This is a genomic window from Microbacterium sp. HJ5, assembly GCF_054824025.1.
The window spans coordinates 31,487-50,444 of the sequence record NZ_JSYE01000035.1; the positions used below are offsets into that span (position 1 = coordinate 31,487).

Sequence of the window (18,958 nt, forward strand, 5' to 3'; positions counted from 1 at the left end):
CCGCCTAGGATGGGACGGTGACCACGACCTCGGCGCCGACCCCGGCCACACCCTCCCGCTCCCGACGCATCATCGCCATCTCGCTCGCGATCATCGCGGCCCTCGTTGTCGCGTTCTTCGCCTTCGCGAACCTGTACGCGGACTTCCTCTGGTACGACCAGCTCGGGTTCGACTCGGTGCTCCTCACCCAGTGGGTCGCCCGCGTGGTCATGTTCGTCGTCGGGTTCCTCGGCATGGCGGTGCCCGTGTGGCTGGCCATCCAGCTCGCGTATCGCCTGCGTCCCGTCTACGCCCGTCTGAGCTCGCAGCTCGACCGCTATCAAGAGGTCGTGGAGCCGCTGCGCCGTCTGGCCATGTGGGGCATCCCGGTCTTCTTCGGCTTCTTCGCCGGGTTCGCGGCATCCGCTCAGTGGGAGACCACCTGGCTGTGGTTCAACGGCGTCGCCACCGAGGTCGTCGACCCCGAGTTCGGTCTCGACACCGGCTTCTACATGTTCGCGATGCCGTTCTACAGCGCACTGATCGGGTTCGTCTCGGCCGTGCTGCTCGTGTGCCTCCTCGTCACCGCGCTCGTGTCGTACCTCTACGGCTCGGTCCGCATCGGCCAGCGCGAGCTGCGCATCTCGAAGTCCGCGCGCATCCAGCTCGCGGTGATCGCCGGCCTCTACCTGCTCGTGCAGGGTGCGAGCCTCTGGCTGGACCGCTACAAGACGCTCGTAGAGCCCGGCGACCGCATCACCGGCCCCGGCTACACCGGTGTGAACGCGATCATCCCCGGCCAGACGATCCTCGCCTTCGCCGCCGTGATCGTCGCGATCCTCTTCTTCATCACGGCGATCATCGGCCGTTGGCGCTACCCCCTCATCGCGACCGCGCTGCTCGTCATCTCGGCGATCGTGCTGGGCATCGGCTACCCGTGGGTCGTCAACACGTTCCAGGTGCAGCCCAACCGTCTCGCGCTCGAGCGCGAGTACTACCAGCGCAACGTCGACATGACGCACGAGGCGTACGGGGTGGACACCCTCGAGAAGCAGGACTTCCAGGCGGTGACCGACGCCGAGGCCGGGCAGTTGCGCGAAGACGCGGCCACGACCGCCCAGATCCGCATCATGGACCCGGCGATCATCTCGCCGACCGTGCGCCAGCTCGAGCAGTTCCGCGGCTACTACCAGTTCGCCGACCCGCTCGACGTCGACCGCTACGACATCGACGGCGTGTCGCAGGACACCGTCGTGTCGGTCCGCGAGCTCGACCTCGCAGAGCTCGGCAACGCCGCGGACTGGCAGAACTCCGCCGTCGTCTACACCCACGGCTACGGCCTCGTCGCCGCCAAGGGAAATGACCGCACGGGTGACGGCGACCCCGTGTTCCTCGAGCGCGGTATCCCCGCCGCGGGCTTCCTGTCGGATCAGGAGAACTTCCAGCCGCGCGTGTACTTCGGCGAGTACTCGCCGACGTACTCGATCGTGGGCGCTCCCGCCGACTCGGAGCCCGTCGAGCTCGACTACCCGACCGGCGGCGACGGCGGCGGCGAAGTGAAGACGACGTTCGAGGGCGACGGCGGCCCGAGCATCGGCAGCGTGTTCAACCGCCTCATCTACGCGCTCAAGTTCCAGGCCGAGCAGATCCTCTTCTCGGACTACGTCAACGAGGAGTCCCAGATCCTCTACGACCGCGACCCGCTCACGCGCGTGCAGAAGGTCGCGCCCTACCTGACCCTCGACAGCGACCCGTACCCGAGCGTCGTCGACGGTCGGATCGTCTGGATCATCGACGGCTACACGCTCAGCGCCAACTACCCGTACTCGTCGACGGTGAGCCTCGCTTCGGCGATCTCCGACTCGTCGAACCCGGCGCCGCGCTTCGCGCTCGACGACATCAACTACATCCGCAACTCGGTCAAGGCCACGGTGGACGCGTACGACGGCTCCGTCACGCTCTACGCGTGGGACGCGGAGGACCCGGTCCTCAAGTCGTGGCAGAACGTCTACCCGACGACGGTCGAGCCCATCAGCGAGATGTCGGCCGAGCTCATGAGCCACGTCCGGTACCCGACCGACCTGTTCAAGGTGCAGCGCACGGTGCTCGGCGTCTACCACGTCGACGACGCCACGTCCTTCTTCCAGAGCGACAACCGCTGGCAGACGCCGAACGACCCGCAGGCCGACTCGCAGCTGCAGCCGCCGTACTACCTGACGATGCAGATGCCGGGTCAGGACGCCCCGACATACTCGATGTTCACGTCGTTCATCCCCTCATCCACGACGGGCAACGCCCGCAATGTGCTCATGGGATATCTCGCCGTGGACTCCAACGCCGGAAGCGAGGCGGGCAAGAAGGCGGCCGACTACGGCAAGCTGCGCATGCTGGTGATCGATGCCGACACGACGGTGCCCGGCCCCGGACAGGTGCAGAACACCTTCAACGCCGATCCGCAGGTCTCGTCGCAGATCAACCTGCTCAAGCAGGGCCAGTCCGACGTGCTCAACGGCAACCTGCTCACGCTCCCCGTCGGCGGCGGCCTGCTCTACGTGCAGCCGGTCTTCGTGCAGTCCTCCGGCGCCACGAAGCTGCCGACGCTGCAGAAGGTCCTCGTGTCGTTCGGCAACGACATCGCCTTCGAGGACACCCTGAACGAGGCGCTCGACGCCCTGTTCGGCGGCGACTCCGGCGCGGCTGCGGGTGATGACGACGTCGAGCCGACGCCGGGTGCGACCCCGACGCCCGAGCCGACCGATCCCGAAGAGCCCACGGTGCCGTCCGACGAGTACCAGGAGGCGCTGCAGGACGCGCAGCAGGCGATGCTCGATCGCGATGAGGCGCTCCAGGCGGGCGACCTGACCGCGTTCGCCGAGGCGGATGAGCGACTGACGGCCGCCGTCGAGAAGCTCATCGAGCTGGGCGCGCTCGAGCCGTAAACTCCACCGACGAAGGCCGGTCCCCGCGTGGGGACCGGCCTTCGTCGTTCGGCTGGTCCAGGCGGTTCAGGCGGTCAGGAGCCAGAACCAGATGAGCAGCAGTGTGACGAGGAACCCCGCGAGCTGATTGAGCCACAGGAACCGTCGCCAGCCGGCGGTCGCCGTGACGGCCGTGTCGTCGGTGACGTCGCGATAGGGCCAGACCGCGACGAGGTAGGGCACCGCGACGAGAGCCGCAAGCGGGCCCGGCCACGCGGTCGCGAGCATCACGAGACCGGATGCCGCGTAGCAGGCGAGGGCGAACCGCACGGTCCACCGGGCCCCGCGTGCGGTCGCGATCGACGAGATGTCCGCTTCGCGGTCGGCGACCACGTCCTGCACCGCGCCGAAGGCGTGCGAGGCGACGCCCCAGAGCGCGAACGCGACGATCACGGCGACCAGCTGCCAGGTCCAGTCGGCCCCGGCGAGCACGAGACCGTACACGGCGGGGGAGAGGAAGTGGATGCTGCTCGTGACCGAGTCGGCGAACGGCACCTCCTTGAGGCGCAGCGGCGGGGCGCTGTAGAACACCACGAAGAAGAGGCTCCCCGCGAGCACGATCCACGACAGGGGATCGCCGACGATCAGGAGCCACACGACGAACGGCGCGCACGAGAGACCGGCAGCCCACAGCGTGATCTTGTGCAGGCGACGGTCGAGCACGGCGCCGTGCGCGCCGCCCTTGCGCGGGTTGCGGAGGTCCGACTCGTAGTCGAAGACGTCGTTGATCCCGTACATCGCGAGGTTGTAGGGCACGAGGAAGAAGAGCGTCCCCACGATCAGCGTCGCGTCGATCTGCCGGCTCGTCAGCAGATATGCCGCCGCGAACGGGTATGCGGTGTTGATCCAGCTCACCGGTCGCGAGGAGACCAGCAGCTCGCGCAGCACGGCGGCCGGCCGCAGCGGAGTCGCCGCCGTCACGTCTCGCCCTCGGAGCGCACGGTCCGGGCCGGGAGCAGCGTGAACACGGCGGGCACGAGGAAGGCCGCGCACACCGCGTAGGAGAAGTCCTCGATCGGAGCGAGCCCGATCCGCAGCCCGCTCAGGTGCTCCGGCGGGTAGACGACGAGTCCGGCGGCGATCATCGCGGTGTCGAAGACGGCGGTGAGCACCACCAGCACGGCGGCGGCGATGCCGGAGGCGGCCATGCGGCGGCCGAAGCGCGGGCGCCGGATGGTGGCGAGGGTGACGATCGCGGTCACGGCGATGAAGGGCAGGACGATCAGCGTGTAGGTCACGGGCGTCCGCCCTCGCGAGTGCGCGGGGGCGCGGCATCCGTCCGCTCCGATCGCGCCAGCAGACGCTCAGCGCCGCCCCACACCACGAGGGCGAGGTAACTGAGGAACGAGAGGAAGAAGACCTCCTCGAGCGGGAGGTGCGGCGCGAGGTCGATGCCGAGGAGCGCGGCGCTGTCGCCCTTGAGGAAGACGCCCGTCGCGATGCCGACCGCGTCCCACGCGAGGAAGAACGCGACGCCGATCGCGACGGCCGCTGCCGTGCGGCCGGGAGCGCGCCACGCGGCCAGGCGCCATCGTCGGTCGATCAGCGCGATGCCCGTCGCCGACACGAGGATCGTGAGCAGGTAGAGTCCCGGCACGTCACACCCTCACGGGTTCGGCGATGGGCCCGGGGGAGCGGTCGCCCCGCAGGCGCTTGACCACGAGCTCGGCCGAGATCAGGCACATCGGCAGTCCGATCCCCGGCAGCGCGGACCCGCCCGCGTAGGCGAGCCCGGCGATCTTGCGCGAGGCGTTGCGCGGGCGGAACATCGCGCTCTGGCCGAGTGTGTGCGCGAGGCCGAGAGCGTTGCCGCGCCACGCGTTCAGGTCGGCGGCGAAGTCTCCGGGAGCGATGGTGCGGCGCACCACGATCCGGTCGGCGAGGTCGGGGATGCCGCACCACGACGACAGCTGCGCGATGACGCGGTCGGCCGCCGCCTCGACGGACGGGTCGCCGTCGCCGTCGGTGCCGCCCCGGCCGAGCGAGGGATCGGCGGGGATGGGCACGAGCACGAAGAGGTTCTCGTGTCCGGCGGGCGCCACGGAGCGATCGCTCGCACTCGGACGGCACACGTACAGGGAGGCCGGGTCGGGCACGCGCGGGTGCGCGCCGAAGATGTCGTCGAAGTTCGAGCGCCAGTCCTCGGTGAACAGGAGCGTGTGATGCGCGAGCTGGGGGAGTTCGCCCTCGACTCCGAGCAGGAGCAGGAGGGCGCCGGGGCTCGGCTCCTTCTTGGCCCACCACGACTCGGGGTAGGTCTGCCGGCCGGGCTCGACGAGCGCCGTCTCCGTGTGGTGAAGGTCGGCCGCGGACACCACGAGGTCTGCCGAGACGCGTCGCCCGTCGGCCAGCCGCACTCCCGTCGCGCTCTTGCCCGCGGTCTCGATCGCGACGACGCGGGCGCCGGTCTCGATGACGGCTCCGGATGCCACGGCCAGGCGCTCGATCGCGCGGATGATCTCGATGAACCCGCCGCGGGGGTAGAGCACGCCCTCGTCGAGGTCGAGGTGGCTCATCAGGTGGTAGAGGCTCGGCACGCCATACGGCGAGCCGCCGAGGAAGACCGCGGGGTACCCGAGGATCTGGCGCAGCCGCGGATCGTCGAAGCGCCGCTCGACGTGGGAGGCGAGGCTCCGCGTCAGGAGGGGTGCAAGCTGCGGGACGCGGCGCAGGAGCGCGGGATCGCGCAGGCCGGCCGTCGTCTCGTACGTGTCGTAGAGGAAGCGCGTGACGGCGAGCTCGTACGCGTCGCCCGCCGAGTCGAGGTAGGCGTCGAGCCGCGCGCCCGCACCCGGCTCCACGCTCTCGAAGAGGGCGGTCGCGGCGTCGCGCCCCGACCGCACGTCCAGCGGCGCGCGACCCGATCCCGGGTCGGAGTACACGCGGTACGCGGGGTCGAGCGGCACGAGGTCGAGCTGCTCTTCCGCCGTCGTGCCGAGAAGCCGGAAGAAGTGCTCGAAGACCTCGGGCATGAGGTACCAGCTCGGGCCGGTGTCGAAGCGGAATCCGTCCTGCTCCCAGCTGCCTGCACGCCCGCCGACCTCGTCGCGCGCCTCCAGCACCGTGACAGACCACCCCTCGGCGCCCAGGAGCGCCGCCGTCGCGAGGCCGGCGATGCCGCCGCCGACGACGACTGCGCGCCCCGTCGGGCGCGGTGCGCCGCCGCTCACGCGCGCACGTCCCGCGGCGCGAATCCGAGCAGGGCGCGAGCGGCGAGGCGGGCCTTCACGACATCCGGGACACGGACGCGCTCGGTCGCATCCGGCGCGGCCCGCAGCCGTGCCGAGAGCTCGGCGAAGAGGTCGTGCGCGGCGGTGACGGCGCGGCGGCAGTCAGGCGGGAGCCGAGGCACGACGGCCGCCGCCGCGGCGAGATCTGCGTCGATGCGATCGAGAACGGCTTCGCGCGTCGAGGCGCCTGCGCCGAGGCCGAGGTAGTCCCGTCCGAGTGCGGACGCATCGTGATCGAGGTCGCGCAGGAAGTTGACGTCCTGGAAGGCCGCGCCGAGGCGCCGCGCGCCCTCGACGAGGGCGGGATCGGGGGTGAGCGGACGCTGCGCCCCCGCGTTCACGAACACCTGGAGGCACATCAGTCCCACGACCTCCGCCGACCCGTAGACGTAGGCGTCATGAGAGGCGTCGTCGTGGCGGTGCGTGGAGAGGTCGGTGCGCATCGAGGCGAAGAACGGGCGGATGAGATCCTCGCCGATGCCGCACTCGCGTGCGGTGCGGCAGAAGGCGTGCACCACGAGGTTGGTGCTGAAGCCGCGCTCCACAGCGGCGAGCGTCTCGCTCTCCAGCTCGTCGAGCACGCGGCCGGCGGCCTCGGGGCTGAGCCCCGCGGCCTCGGCCGGGCCGTCGACGATCTCGTCGGCCACGCGCACGAGGGCGTAGATGTTGCGCACGTGCGGTCGCGGGCGCGTTCCGAGCAGACGGCAGGCGAGGCCGAACGAGGTGGAGTAGCGCGCGATGACCGTGGCCGCGGCATCCTGCGCCGTCTTGTCGTACAGATCGAGACCCGTCGGTGCGCCCGTGCGCGGGCGGGCGGTGCGCTGACTCACGGGATGCGCCTTTCGATGCCATCGGCGAGGTCCTGCAGCAGGCGTCCTGCAGCCGGGGGGAGCGCGGTCTCCTGCGAGACCGCCCGGACCTCTTCCAGAGTCTCGTCGATATAGCGTCGCAGCCGGTCGGGCGCGCCGCTTTCCTTGAGGGCGACCTGCGCTTCGCGCACGGCGATCGGGCCGGTGTGGGCGACCGCCAGCGTCTCGTCGACCCGCGCGCGGGTCGAGGTCTGCCGTGCGAGGGCGACGAGCGGGGTGCGCTTGGACTCGCGCAGGTCGCCGCCCGACTCCCTGCCGGCCTGCTCGGCCGAGCCGAAGGCGCCGATGAGGTCGTCGACGAGCTGGAAGGCGAGGCCCAGCCGGCCGCCGGCGGACTCGAGGAGGCGACGCGCGCGGTCGGGTGCGCCCGCCAGCACCGCCCCGGCGAGCAGAGGCGCCTGGAACGAGTAGACCGCCGTCTTGTTGAAAGCGGCGTCGAAGAGGTCCTCGGTGGTCGCATCGGCCGCGACGACGCTGTTCTCGACGTCGGCGAGCTCGCCGGCGGCGGAGACGTATACGGCGTCGTCGACGAGGGCGTGCAGCTGCTCGTGGGCGACCGGATCGACGTCGGCGAACGCGATGAGCCGCAGCGACTCGTGCAGCAGCAGGTCGCCCGCGAGGATGGCGGCCGCGTCCCCGAGGAGGGCCGCGCCGGCGGCATCCGCTCCCTGCGCCTCAGCCCGCTGCCGGAACTCGCCCGCCACATTCGGGATGCCGCGCCGCTCGATGTCGTGGTCGATGACGTCGTCGTGCACGACGAACGCCGTGTGCAGCAGCTCGAACGCCGCGGCCACCGGGTACAGGCCCGGCGCGGATGACGGGTCGCCGCCGAAGGCGCGGAACGATGCGGCGACGAGCGCGGGCCGGAATCGCTTGCCGCCCTGCGCTGCACGGGAGAGCGCCTCGCCCAGCGCACCGAACCGAGGACCGAGCGCGCTCGCGCGCGCCGTGATGCGGGCGACGGATGCCTCGATCGCGGCGTCGATGGCCGGGTCGGCGGGAACGGAGATCATGACGCGCGGAGTCGCTGCGAGACGGTGTCGAAGAGGTGCAGCTGCTCTGCCTGGAGGACCAGCCAGGGGCTGAAGGCCCAGGGCGTCGTCTGCAGCGACGCCGCGAGCTCGGCGGGGTCGACCCAGCGGGCATCGACGACCTCGAGCGGGTTGAGCACCGGCTCGTCGGAGGTCAGCGCCGTGTACACGGGGCACACCTCGTGCTCGACGATGCCGTTCGCGTCGGTTGCGCGGTAGCGGAAGAGGGGGAGGGCGAGCTCGATCTCGGTGAGAGTGATCCCGAGCTCGAACTCGGCGCGCCGGTGCACGGCGGTGAGCACGGGCTCGGCCGGCTTGGGATGCCCGCAGAAGGAGTTGCTCCACACTCCTGGCCAGGTCTTCTTGTCGAGCGCCCGCCGCGTGACGAGCACCTCTCCGTTCTCGTTCACAACGTGGCAGGAGAAGGCCAGGTGGAGAGCGGTGTCGGTGCCGTGCACACTGCTCTTCGGGGCCGTGCCGATCGCCTGGCCCTCGTCATCGAGGAGAACCACGTGGTCAGCATCGGTCATGGGATCCTCCTTCTATTTCGCTAGTTTAGCTAGCGATCTGGTGGCTCCGATGATACAAGGGTACGTAGGGAGTGTCCACATTGGTCCAGCCATGGGCGCCGCAGACGGCGCATGACCGGGCCGTGCTGCAGGTGCTGCAGGCGGTCCGCGCCTTCAGCGACGCCATGGACCGCATGCACGGCGGCATGAAGGACGACATGGAGATGAACGCGTCCGACCTCTCGGCGCTTCGGATGCTGATCATGCGCGAGCAGCGCGGTGAGTCGGTCAGCCCCCACGATGTGGCGTCGCATCTGAAGATCACGACGGCCTCGACGACGAAGCTGCTCGACCGCCTCACGGCCTCCGGGCACGTCGAACGGCGGCCGCACCCGAGCGATCGGCGGGCGCGCGTCATCGTCCTCACCGACGAGTCGCGTCGCACGTTCTTCCGGCACTTCGGGGAGCGGCTGCAGTCGATGCGCGGGGTGGCGATGCGCTACAGCGACGAAGAACTCCAGGTCATCGCGCGATTCCTGGACGAGATGGGCGACGTGCTCATCGAGGAGTGAGCCTTCGCGGCGCATCGATCCGGAAAGCGAGAAGGGCCCTCCGAATCGGAGGGCCCTTCTCTTTTCTGTTGCGGGGACAGGATTTGAACCTGCGACCTCTGGGTTATGAGCCCAGCGAGCTACCGAGCTGCTCCACCCCGCGGCACAAGAAGTTAGCCTAGCACGGTTTTCGAGCGGGTCGCGACGCGGGGTGCCTTCGCTTGCTCCGCGCAGGGCCGGAGGGCGAGGATGAACGCATGCCGACGCCCCGCGACCAGCACCCTCGCGACGACCGCGACGACCGCGACGACGGTCGCGACGAGACGCCCACGGAGCGCGCCGACCGCAACTGGAACGAGGTGCTGCAGGAGCTGCGCGTCCTCCAGACCGGCACGCAGATCCTCACCGGCTTCCTCCTCGCCCTCGCCTTCCAGCCCGCGTTCGCAGACCTCACCGAGGGCCAGCGCGCGATCTACCTCACCCTGGTCGTGATGTCGGCGCTGAGCGCGATCATCGCACTCGCACCGGTCGCGCTGCACCGCGTGCTGTTCCAGCAGCGGGCCAAGGCGGAGGTCGTCTCGTACGGGCATGCCGCGCTCATCACCGCGCTCTTCACCGTGTCGGTCCTCGTGGTGGGCGTGGTCGCGTTCGTGTTCGATGTCGTCGTCGGCACGTCGGCCGCGTGGTGGGCGCTCGGCGTCCTCGGCACCCTGATCGTGGTGCTGTGGCTGATCGCGCCCGCGATCATCCGCGCCCGCCTTCAATCCGGGACGACGCGATGAGCGCCGCGGACGCGATCGGCATCGGCGTCGCGCAGTTCGCCCCGACCGCCGACACCGACGCCAACCTCGCCTCGATCGCGCAGTTGACGGCGGCGGCATCCGCCCGCGGCGCACGGCTCGTGGTGTTCCCGGAGTACTCGAGCTACTTCGTCGACCCGTTCGACGCGTCCCTTGCGGAGAACGCGCAGGAAGCGGACGGCGCGTTCGTGAATGCCCTGACGGCGCTCGCCGCGCAGCACGACGTGCACATCGTCGCGGGCCTGCTCGAGAAGGCGCACGACCCCGCTCGCGTGCGAAACGCGGTGGTCGCCGTGAACGGATCGGGCCTGCTCTCGACCTACCGCAAGCTGCACCTCTACGACGCGTTCGGGCAGCGGGAGTCGGACTGGGTCGAGCCGGGAGAGATCACGGTCCCCGAGACCTTCGACCTGGACGGCCTGCGATTCGGGCTCATGACCTGCTACGACCTCCGCTTCCCCGAAGTCGCCAGGCGGCTGGTGGACGCCGGCGCGGACGTCTTCGTGGTGCCGGCCGAGTGGGTGCGCGGACCTCTCAAAGAGCACCACTGGCGGACCCTCCTCCATGCGCGCGCCATCGAGAACACCGTGTTCGTGGCGGCCGCCGATCACCCGCCGCCGCTGGGCGTGGGGTGCTCCATGATCGTCGACCCGCAGGGTGTGGAACTCGCCGCTGTCGGCACCGCGACCGATGTGGCGGTCGCGCATCTCGACCCCTCAGCCGTCCAGCGCGTGAGGAGGGTGAATCCCTCGCTGCGGCTTCGGCGGTTCGGCGTCGTCCCGCGGGAGGACTGAGCGGCGCCGGGCCGCGACCTCAGTGGGCGCGCGAGAGGCGGGATGCCGCCTCCTCGAGCACCTCGACCCGCTTGCAGGCCGCGAACCGCACCAGGGTGGCGTAGTCGGATCGGTGCTCGGACGTCGTGAAGGCGGTGAGCGGGATGGCGACCACGCCGGCGCGCGAGGGGAGCTCACGGCAGAACGCCGAGGCGTCGGACGCTCCGAGGGCGCGGGCGTCGGCGACGGTGAAGTACGAGCCGGCGGGCATCGAGACCTCGAAGCCGGCGGCGAGCAGACCGCGGCCGAGCAGATCCCGCTTGGCCCGCAGGCGCTCGGCGATCCCCTCGAAGAACGCGTCGCCGAGGCGCAGGCCGGTCGCCATCGCGGGCTGGAACGCGCTTCCGTTCACGTACGTCAGGAACTGCTTCACCGCGAGCACGGCCGACACGAGGGCGGCCGGCCCGGTGATCCACCCGATCTTCCAGCCCGTCGTCGAGAAGGTCTTTCCGCCCGACGAGATCGTGAGCGTGCGCTCCCGCGCGCCCGGCAGGGTGGCGATGGGAACGTGGGGTCCGTCGAACACGAGGTGCTCGTAGACCTCGTCGGTGACGATGATCGCATCGTGACGCTCCGCGAGGCGCACGATCTCGTCGCGCACCTCGGCGGTGAACACGGCGCCGGTGGGATTGTGCGGGTCGTTCACGAGGATCGCCCGCGTACGGTCGCCCACGGCGCGACGCAGCTCGCCGAGATCGGGCTGGAAGTCCGGCCAGCGCAGCGGCACGGTCACGAGCCGCGCCCCGCTCAGGGCCACGATCGCGGCGTAGGAGTCGTAGAACGGCTCGAACACGACGATCTCGTCGTCGGGCCCGTCGACGAGGGCGAGCAGAGCCGCCGCGATCGCTTCGGTCGCCCCGGCCGTGACCAGCACCTCGGTGCCCGGGTCGAGGGAGATCCCGTAGAACCGCCGTTGGTGCTCCGCGACGGCCGAGAGCAGATCCGGGATGCCGCGACCCGGCGGGTACTGGTTGACGCCGCGGGCGATCGCCTCGCGTGCAGCCTCGAGCACCTCGGCCGGACCGTCCTCGTCGGGGAAGCCCTGCCCGAGATTGATCGCCCCGGTTTCGGCCGCGAGTGCCGACATCTCGGCGAAGATGGTGGGGTGGATGGTCCCGTCGGAACCCACGAGCCCTGCGCCCGCCGCCGTGCGGTGCCATGCTCCGGGGATGTGTCGCATCGGACTCACGGTACTCGACCCGCTCAGGACGATTGCATAGACGGATCCCATCGGCGGCATAAGAAACGCACAGCATGGGTGGGCAATGTGGTGAGTGCTTGGCACCAGAAGGAGCAATCATGAGCGACGACCAGGGCAACGCCCCCGCAGACCAGACCCCCGCCGACGCGGCCGGCGACACCACGCCCGCCGTCGCGCCCTCGGCCGAGACCACCCCCGCCGCGCCTGCGCAGCCCGCGCCGCAGCAGCCCGTCGCGGCGCAGCATCCCGCGCCGCAGCAGCCCGCCGTGCCGACGACCGCCGCATGGCACGCGGCGCAGCAGGCATCCGCGCAGCCCGTCCCTCCCGCCGGGTACCCGGCCCATCAGCAGGCCTACGCCCGCCCGCAGGGCTACGCCGGCCAGCCCGCCGCCTACCCGCAGGCGTACGCCGGTCAGCAGCAGGGCGCCTCCTTCGGGCAGGCGGCCACCGGCACGCAGCCGACCGTCGCGCTCGCGCAGGGCGCGGCTCCCCGAGCACCCAAGAAGAAGTCCGGCGCGGGCAAGATCGCGGGCATCATCGTCGCCGCGGCGCTCGTGGGCGGTGCGGCCGGAATCGGCACGTCGTTCGCGGGTGCGCAGCTCTTCCCCCCGGCGAGCGTCGTCCCCGCCGCCGGCCCCGCGACGGTGACCGTCAACGACACCGACGCCGTCAACCAGACGACCGCCATCGCGGCCAAGACCGTCCCGAGCGTGGTGACGATCGCCGCCACCGGCGACGGCGGCAGCGGCACAGGTTCGGGTGTGGTGCTCTCCGAGGACGGCTACGTCGTCACCAACACGCACGTCGTGACCCTCGACGGCGCGACCGGCGACGCGACGATCCGCGTCACCACCTCCGACGGACGCGTCTTCGACGCCGAGGTCGTCGGGACCGACCCCACGTACGACCTCGCCGTCATCAAGCTCGAGGGCGCCGAAGACCTGACCCCCATCGAGTTCGCCGCCTCGTCCGAGCTCAACGTCGGTGACGCGACGATCGCCGTCGGCGCGCCCCTCGGCCTCGCCAACACCGTCACGACCGGCATCGTCAGCGCACTCAACCGCTCGATCGAGATCGCCTCGTCGGCCGCGCCCGAAGGCGGCGACGCCGGCGGCGACCAGGGCGAGGGCGAAGGCGAGCCGGAGGGCGAGCAGGGCAGCCCGTTCCAGTTCGACTTCGGCCAGGGCCAGGCGCAGCAGACGCCCAGCGAGTCGATCAAGATCGCCGTGATCCAGACCGACGCCGCGATCAACCCCGGCAACTCCGGCGGCGCGCTCGTCGACTCCGAAGGCAAGCTCATCGGCATCAACGTCGCCATCGCGACGGCGGGCGGCTCGTCCGACGGCTCCGGCTCGATCGGCGTCGGCTTCTCGATCCCGTCCGACATCGTCCAGCGCATCACCGACGAGATCATCGAGAACGGCGAGGCGAGCCACGGCCTGCTCGGCGCCAACGTTGTCTCGGCCGCTCAGGTCGAAGACTCGACCATCACGGGCGCCTACATCCAGGAGGCCGTCTCGGGCGGTGCCGCCGCCGAGGCGGGCCTGCAGAAGGGCGACGTCGTCACCGCCTTCAACGGCGTTCCGGTCACGGACTCGGTCGACCTGACCGCCCAGGTCCGCGCCGCCGCCGCAGGCAGCGAGGCGACGGTCACGTTCGTCCGCGACGGCGAGACCAAGACGGTCGACGTCACGCTCGGGACCCTCGAGCAGTAACGCGCCGCACGGCGCAGGACGCCACCCCACGAGAGCACTCCCGCGAAGCGGGACGATAGGCTCGCGGGGTGGCGTCCTTCTCGTTCGGCGCGGGAAATGCGCGAAAGCTCGCAGCCCTCCCGCTGTATGCCGCCGGGCGCATGCTCACCCTCCTCGTGCCGCGGTCCCGTGACGAGTGGGTCTTCGGCTGCGGTGCGGGCATCGGCGACGGGGCGCTCGCCCTGTGGCAGGTCGCCGCGGCAGACGGCTGCAAGGCGGTCTGGCTCGTCGGATCCGAGCGTGAGGCGACGGATGCCGCGGCCCGCGGCATCCCCACCGCGCGCAAGTCCTCGCCGCGCGGCCTGTGGCGCACGGCGCGCGCGCGGATCGTCGTGGTCACGCACGGGTTCGGCGACGTCAACCGCTACGCCGTCTCGGGCGCCTACATCGTGCAGCTGTGGCACGGCATCCCGCTCAAGCGCATCGGCCTCGACTCGCCCGTGACCCTCCGGGTTCCGCGGGCGGTCGCGCGGCTGGGCCTCGCCGCCCCGGCCCGGGCCCTGCTGGGGGCCATGTTCCGCGGCGCGGCTCGTCGCATCGCGCTGCTGCCCGCGGCATCCCATCTCGTGCGCGGCCGGCTCGAGTCGGCCTTCGCCCTGCCCGACTCGCGCGTCCCGGTGACCGGCGAGCCGCGCGTCGACGTGCTCTCCGCCGGCGCCGCGGACGAGCGGCGCACCGCCGCCCGGGCGGAGCTCGAGCGCCTGGCCGGCCGTATCGGCGCGGATGCGCGCGCGGTGCTGTACGCGCCGACGTGGCGCGACGGCGCGGAGGATCCCGCGGTGCCGACGCCCGGGGAGTGGGAGCGCATCGCCGAGACGCTCGAGCGCCTCGACGTCGTCCTGCTGGTGCGATCGCACCCTCTGGGCGCGGGCGAGTACCTGCCGCCCGGCGGGACCGACCGGGTGCGAGCACTCGGCAGCGATCTCGCCCCGGATGTGACGCCGCTGCTCGCGGGGGTGGACGTCCTCGTCACCGACTACTCCTCGCTGGCGTTCGACTCGTCGCTGGTCCCGCTGCCGGTGGTGTTCTTCGCGCCCGACGTCGAGGAGTACGCGCAGCGCCGCGGGTTCTACGGGCGCTACGCCGACGTCGCAGGCGACGACTGGGCGACGGACTGGAGCGGCGTGCTCTCGCAGCTCGAGGCGACGCTCACCGACGACGGCGAACGCGAGCGCCGACTCGATCGCGCACGGCTTCTCAGCGCGCGCGTCCACACGTTCGACGACGGCGGCAGCGCCCGAAGGGTGTACCGTGCGATCCTGGCCGGGGTCGGCGACGACGCCCGGCCGAGGAAAGGACCCGAATGACCGACGCCCGCTTCACGACCGACGGCGGACCGGCCCTCACCCTCACCGGCGACGGGCCGCGACCGACGGCGGTCGAGCTCGTCGGGCCTCGCGCCCGCGTGAGCGCGACGCTCACGGGGCGCGGCAAGACGTGGCGCGCGGTCCTGCCGCTGCGGGCATCCCGCTGGGGCGGTCCGGCGCTGCCGCTCCCGACCGGGGTCTACCAGGTCGCCGTGACGGGCGCGGACGACGCACCTGCGGCCGATCCGTCGCCCCTCGCGCTGACGCAGCTGGGCACCGTCCGCGCGCAGCTCGACGGATGGACGCTGCGCATCGGGCCCCCCGTCGACCCGGCCTACGACTCCGGCGAGGGTCAGGACGCCCTCGAGCGGCGTTACGCCCACCGCGGCGCCAGGCTCGAGAACGCCGTCTTCTTCGAGAGCTTCTACGGGCGCAACGCCAGCTGCAACCCGCTCGCGATCGACCGCGAACTCGCGCGCCGTGCCCCGGGCGTAACGCGCTACTGGAGCGTCGTCGACCTCTCGGTCGCCGTGCCCGAGGGGGCGATCCCGATCGTCGAGGGCAGCCCCGAGTGGTGGCGGGCACGCGGCTCGGCGCGCCTCCTCGTCGTCAACGACTGGCTGCGCCGTCGGTACTCGCGGCGCGCCGGACAGGTCGTGCTGCAGACGTGGCACGGCACACCCCTCAAGCGGCTCGCCCTGCACCGGCCGGGCTTCGACCCGCGGCGCGTGGCCGCCGTGGTCCGGGAGTCGCGGCGCTGGAACGTGCTCCTCGCGCAGAACCCCTACGCCGCGCGGATCCTCGGCAAGGCGTACGCGTTCCTGTCGCGGCCCGTCTGGGTGGAGGGCTATCCGCGCAACGACGTGCTCGTCGACGGCGACGGCGCGGTCACCCGCGCCGCGCTCGGCATCCGTGACGACGAGCGCGTGCTGCTGTACGCGCCCACCTGGCGCGACGACCGCGACGAGATCGTCGACTTCGTCGATCCGGCGGCGCTCGCCGAGGCCGCTGACGCCGTCGTGCTGGTGCGGGGCCACTCACGGACGCTTCTGCCCGGTCGCGACGCCGAGGGCCCGCGCGTGATCGACGTCACGGGCTTCCCCGACACCTCGCTGCTCCTCCTCGCGGCCGATGCGCTCATCACCGACTACTCGTCGGTCATGTTCGACTTCTCGGTCACCGGCAAGCCGATGTACTTCCTCGTCCCCGACATGGAGCACTACCGGGGCGAGCTGCGGGGGTTCTACTTCGACCTCGCCGCGCACGCGCCGGGCCCGGTGGTCCGCACGCAGGACGACCTGGTGGCCGCTCTCTCCTCCGACACCGGCGAGCACGCCGGCCGGTATGCGCAGTGGCGCGAGAAGTTCAACGCGCGTGACGACGGCCACGCGGCGGAGCGCGTCGTGTCTCGCATCATCGATCAGGGGCTCGTCGACGCCGACTGATCCGCGCGCCCGGGCCGTGACGCACATCGCGTTCTCGCGCCGGTGTCAGGGCAGCGGGGTGTTGCGCGAGCCGAGCCGCGACGTGTCGACGGTGTCGTGGGCGCCCCGCAGCACGCCCACGAGGAACCCCCAGCCCCACGACAAGTGCATCGTGGGCAGCACCGCGAGCGTCCACAGTTTGTCGCGCCACCCCCGGCCGCCGCCGGGGCCGAGTGCCACGACGACGATGAGGGCCGCATAGGCGACGACGGGCAGATAGGCGACGGATGCCGCGACCGCCCACCACCCCGAGAGCACGCCCGTCGCCTGCAGCACGCCGATGACGACGGCGAGCAGGATCGCGACGACGAGCAGCGGCGGCGCGAAGAACCGCAGCGAATTGCCGCGCCCGAAGCGGCGGACGAGCTCTCCGCGCCAGCGCCCCGTCGCCGAGAACTGCCGGACGAGGCGCGACCAGCTCTCGCGAGGCCAGTACGTCACCGACAGCGTCGGATCGAACCATACGCGATACCCCGCACGCCGGATGCGGAGGTTGAGTTCCCAGTCCTCGCCGCGGCGGATCGACTCGTCGAAGAGACCGACCTCGTCGAGCACCGCGCGCCGCAGGACGCCCAGGTACGCCGACTCGGCCTCACCCTCCTGGGTGCCCCCGTGGTAGGCGCCGCCGCCGAGTCCGATCGGGGAGTTGTACGCGCGGGCGACCGCGCGCTGGAACGGCGTGCGTCCGTCGGCCCGCATCACGCCGCCGACGTTCGCGGCACGCACGCGGTCCAGGGTGGCGAGCGCACGCCGGGCGTAATCGGGCTCGAGCTCGGAGTGGGCGTCGACGCGCACGATGGTGGGGTAGCGGCCGGCCGCGATCGCGCGGTTGAGCCCGACCGGGATGTCGGCGGCGGGGTTGTCGACGAGCACTATGCGCTCGTCGGCCGCCGCGAGCTCCCGCGCCAGCGCGGTCGTGCCGTCGGTGGAGGGCGCGAGGGCCAGGATCAGCTCGGCGGGGCCTTCGGCATCCTGCGCGAGCACCGTCTCGACCGCGCGGCGGAGGTACGCGCGCTCATTGAGCACGGGCATGACGTAGGTCACTCCGGCGCGGGGTGGGACCTCTGGAGCGTCCCTGCGCCCACGCTGCTCGACCTGCACGGGTCGATCATGTCACGTGTCGCCTGGGTAGGCTGGGAGCGTGGGTCTGGTCTCGGATGCGAAGAAGGCGGTGGCGCTCGTCCGCAAGGCGGTGCGCAGCCGGTCGGCTGTGAAGGACGTTCGCCGCACCCTGGCGTCACGGCCGCAGCATCCGCGATTCCACTACCGCGTCGCGGTGTACTTCGCCGACGGCGCGGTGAACATGTACCAGATGCGGCAGTGGTACAAGCCGCTCGCCGAGCTGTCGAAGATCTGGCCCGTCGTCGTGCTGAGCCGTGCGGCCACGGGCGCTCAGGCGCTGCTCGCCGAGGACTCCCCGCCGGTGGCCTTCGTGCCCACCGTGCGCGATCTCGAGCGGTTCATCGCGAGGCAGGACATCCGCGTCGTGCTCTACGTGAACCAGAACACCCGCAACTTCCAGATGTTCCGGTACGGCCGGCGCTGGCACGTGTTCATCAACCACGGCGAGTCCGACAAGATGTACATGACCACGAACCAGTACAAGGCGTACGACTACGCGCTGATCGCGGGCGACGCGGCGCGCGAGCGCCTGTCACGGGTGCTGTGGGACTACGACATCGAGCGCCGCACGATCGCCATCGGGCGCCCGCAGGCCGACCACTACTCGGGCACCCTGCCCTACACGCCCGACGAGCGCACCGTCGTGCTGTACGCCCCGACGTGGGAGGGCGATCGGCCCTCGGCCCACTACGGATCGGTCATCACGCACGGTGAGGCGCTCGCGTCGGCCCTGCTCGCGACGGGCCGGCATCGCCTCATCTATCGTCCGCACCCGCGCTCCGGCGTCGTCGACCCCGAGTACGGCGCGGCCAATCGCCGCATCGTCGCCGCGATCGCGGCGGCGAACGCCGCTGACCCGTCCGCCCGCCACGTCTACGACGACGGTCCCGACCTCGGGTGGCAGCTCTCCGCGGCCGATGTGGCGATCGTCGACATCTCGGCGATGGTCTACGACAGGCTGGCCGCCGATCGGCCGCTCATGATCACGCGCCCCGCCGACCCCGCCGCCGCGATCGACACGCACGGCTACCTGTCGGCATGCGAATGGCTGGATGCCTCGGCCGCGCCGTCGATCGTCGCCGAGACCGAGCGCGTGCTCGCCGACCCCGACGCCGTCGAGCGGCTCGAGCAGTGGGTGCGCCACTACTTCGGCGACGCGTCGCCGGGTGCTGCGACCGAGCGCTTCCACGGCGCCGTCCGGCACCTCATGGAGGAGTGGGACCTTTGGTACGCGCGATCGGTCGAGGAGGCCGACGACGACGAGCCCGATCCCGACGAGGCCGAGCTCGACGACGCGGTCGAGGGCTGAG

17 protein-coding genes and 1 tRNA gene are annotated in these 18,958 nt (G+C 71.4%); 8 read left to right on the top strand and 10 right to left on the bottom strand.

What is annotated here, in order from left to right; genetic code table 11:
- The first annotated feature begins 17 nt into the window (after window positions 1-17).
- Window positions 18-2,918, top strand: coding sequence for a UPF0182 family membrane protein (locus OB08_RS14880; RefSeq protein WP_461476062.1), 2,901 nt, complete (start codon window positions 18-20; stop codon window positions 2,916-2,918).
- Window positions 2,919-2,984: 66 nt separating this feature from the next.
- Here OB08_RS14880 and OB08_RS14885 read toward each other — a convergent pair whose 3' ends face one another.
- The 7 genes from OB08_RS14885 to idi are packed head-to-tail and all read right to left on the bottom strand — an operon-like array spanning window position 2,985 to window position 8,617.
- Window positions 2,985-3,878: a prenyltransferase gene (locus tag OB08_RS14885; protein ID WP_461476064.1), complete on the bottom strand. Its 894-nt coding sequence runs from the start codon at window positions 3,876-3,878 to the stop codon at window positions 2,985-2,987.
- Window positions 3,875-4,195: a lycopene cyclase domain-containing protein gene (locus OB08_RS14890; protein WP_461476066.1), complete on the bottom strand. Its 321-nt coding sequence runs from the start codon at window positions 4,193-4,195 to the stop codon at window positions 3,875-3,877. Before OB08_RS14890 ends, OB08_RS14885 begins: the two co-directional genes overlap by 4 nt.
- Complete coding sequence (locus OB08_RS14895) at window positions 4,192-4,554, bottom strand: lycopene cyclase domain-containing protein (RefSeq protein WP_461476068.1); 363 nt, start codon at window positions 4,552-4,554, stop codon at window positions 4,192-4,194. Before OB08_RS14895 ends, OB08_RS14890 begins: the two co-directional genes overlap by 4 nt.
- Window position 4,555: 1 nt before the next feature.
- Window positions 4,556-6,127 (bottom strand): phytoene desaturase family protein, encoded by a 1,572-nt coding sequence (gene crtI / locus OB08_RS14900; protein ID WP_461476070.1) that lies wholly within the window; start codon window positions 6,125-6,127, stop codon window positions 4,556-4,558.
- Complete coding sequence (locus OB08_RS14905; protein WP_461476072.1) at window positions 6,124-7,017, bottom strand: phytoene/squalene synthase family protein; 894 nt, start codon at window positions 7,015-7,017, stop codon at window positions 6,124-6,126. Before OB08_RS14905 ends, crtI begins: the two co-directional genes overlap by 4 nt.
- Window positions 7,014-8,069: a polyprenyl synthetase family protein gene (locus OB08_RS14910; protein ID WP_461476074.1), complete on the bottom strand. Its 1,056-nt coding sequence runs from the start codon at window positions 8,067-8,069 to the stop codon at window positions 7,014-7,016. Before OB08_RS14910 ends, OB08_RS14905 begins: the two co-directional genes overlap by 4 nt.
- Window positions 8,066-8,617, bottom strand: coding sequence for an isopentenyl-diphosphate Delta-isomerase (gene idi, locus OB08_RS14915; protein ID WP_461476076.1), 552 nt, complete (start codon window positions 8,615-8,617; stop codon window positions 8,066-8,068). The genes OB08_RS14910 and idi overlap by 4 nt, the downstream gene beginning before the upstream one ends.
- 71 nt (window positions 8,618-8,688) lie before the next feature.
- Here idi and OB08_RS14920 point away from each other — a divergent pair, with 71 nt between their 5' ends.
- Window positions 8,689-9,168 carry a MarR family winged helix-turn-helix transcriptional regulator gene (locus OB08_RS14920; protein ID WP_461476078.1) on the top strand — a complete coding sequence of 160 codons (480 nt, stop codon included), beginning with the start codon at window positions 8,689-8,691 and terminating at the stop codon, window positions 9,166-9,168.
- A 68-nt stretch (window positions 9,169-9,236) separates the two neighbouring features.
- On the opposite strand, the gene OB08_RS14925 is transcribed toward OB08_RS14920, so the two are convergent.
- Window positions 9,237-9,310: transfer RNA gene (locus tag OB08_RS14925), tRNA-Met, on the bottom strand.
- Window positions 9,311-9,404: 94 nt separating this feature from the next.
- Between OB08_RS14925 and OB08_RS14930 the strand changes: the two genes are divergently transcribed.
- Both OB08_RS14930 and OB08_RS14935 read left to right on the top strand, forming a co-directional pair.
- Entirely contained in the window at window positions 9,405-9,929 is a 525-nt protein-coding gene (locus OB08_RS14930; protein WP_461476080.1) for a DUF6328 family protein, read from the top strand.
- The gene (locus tag OB08_RS14935; protein WP_461476082.1) at window positions 9,926-10,741 is read left to right on the top strand and encodes a carbon-nitrogen hydrolase family protein; all 816 of its coding nucleotides are present in this window, start codon (window positions 9,926-9,928) and stop codon (window positions 10,739-10,741) included. Before OB08_RS14930 ends, OB08_RS14935 begins: the two co-directional genes overlap by 4 nt.
- Window positions 10,742-10,760: 19 nt before the next feature.
- Here the strand turns inward: OB08_RS14935 and OB08_RS14940 are convergent, their stop codons facing one another.
- Window positions 10,761-11,960 carry an aminotransferase class I/II-fold pyridoxal phosphate-dependent enzyme gene (locus OB08_RS14940; protein ID WP_461476083.1) on the bottom strand — a complete coding sequence of 400 codons (1,200 nt, stop codon included), beginning with the start codon at window positions 11,958-11,960 and terminating at the stop codon, window positions 10,761-10,763.
- A 119-nt stretch (window positions 11,961-12,079) separates the two neighbouring features.
- Between OB08_RS14940 and OB08_RS14945 the strand changes: the two genes are divergently transcribed.
- The 3 genes from OB08_RS14945 (at window position 12,080) to OB08_RS14955 (ending at window position 16,487) form a co-directional block, all read left to right on the top strand.
- A complete protein-coding gene (locus tag OB08_RS14945; protein ID WP_461476085.1) occupies window positions 12,080-13,696 on the top strand; it encodes a S1C family serine protease in 1,617 nt (538 codons plus the stop codon).
- Between the two features lie 68 nt (window positions 13,697-13,764).
- Entirely contained in the window at window positions 13,765-15,042 is a 1,278-nt protein-coding gene (locus tag OB08_RS14950) for a CDP-glycerol glycerophosphotransferase family protein (RefSeq protein WP_461476087.1), read from the top strand.
- Window positions 15,039-16,487: a CDP-glycerol glycerophosphotransferase family protein gene (locus OB08_RS14955; RefSeq protein WP_461476089.1), complete on the top strand. Its 1,449-nt coding sequence runs from the start codon at window positions 15,039-15,041 to the stop codon at window positions 16,485-16,487. The genes OB08_RS14950 and OB08_RS14955 overlap by 4 nt, the downstream gene beginning before the upstream one ends.
- Before the next feature lie 45 nt (window positions 16,488-16,532).
- On the opposite strand, the gene OB08_RS14960 is transcribed toward OB08_RS14955, so the two are convergent.
- Complete coding sequence (locus OB08_RS14960; protein WP_461476091.1) at window positions 16,533-17,558, bottom strand: glycosyltransferase; 1,026 nt, start codon at window positions 17,556-17,558, stop codon at window positions 16,533-16,535.
- A 109-nt stretch (window positions 17,559-17,667) separates the two neighbouring features.
- On the opposite strand from OB08_RS14960, the gene OB08_RS14965 reads away from it, so the two are divergent.
- A complete protein-coding gene (locus OB08_RS14965; RefSeq protein WP_461476093.1) occupies window positions 17,668-18,957 on the top strand; it encodes a CDP-glycerol glycerophosphotransferase family protein in 1,290 nt (429 codons plus the stop codon).
- Window position 18,958 lies beyond the last annotated feature (1 nt).

What these genes read in the sequence shown, in the direction of transcription:
- OB08_RS14910 (WP_461476074.1), bottom strand. Translation starts at nt 8,069, where the DNA reads ATGATCTCCGTTCCCGCCGACCCGGCCATCGACGCCGCGATCGAGGCA.
- idi (WP_461476076.1), bottom strand. Translation starts at nt 8,617, where the DNA reads ATGACCGATGCTGACCACGTGGTTCTCCTCGATGACGAGGGCCAGGCG.
- OB08_RS14930 (WP_461476080.1), top strand. Translation starts at nt 9,405, where the DNA reads ATGCCGACGCCCCGCGACCAGCACCCTCGCGACGACCGCGACGACCGC.
- OB08_RS14935 (WP_461476082.1), top strand. Translation starts at nt 9,926, where the DNA reads ATGAGCGCCGCGGACGCGATCGGCATCGGCGTCGCGCAGTTCGCCCCG.
- OB08_RS14940 (WP_461476083.1), bottom strand. Translation starts at nt 11,960, where the DNA reads ATGCGACACATCCCCGGAGCATGGCACCGCACGGCGGCGGGCGCAGGG.
- OB08_RS14945 (WP_461476085.1), top strand. Translation starts at nt 12,080, where the DNA reads ATGAGCGACGACCAGGGCAACGCCCCCGCAGACCAGACCCCCGCCGAC.
- OB08_RS14955 (WP_461476089.1), top strand. Translation starts at nt 15,039, where the DNA reads ATGACCGACGCCCGCTTCACGACCGACGGCGGACCGGCCCTCACCCTC.
- OB08_RS14960 (WP_461476091.1), bottom strand. Translation starts at nt 17,558, where the DNA reads ATGCCCGTGCTCAATGAGCGCGCGTACCTCCGCCGCGCGGTCGAGACG.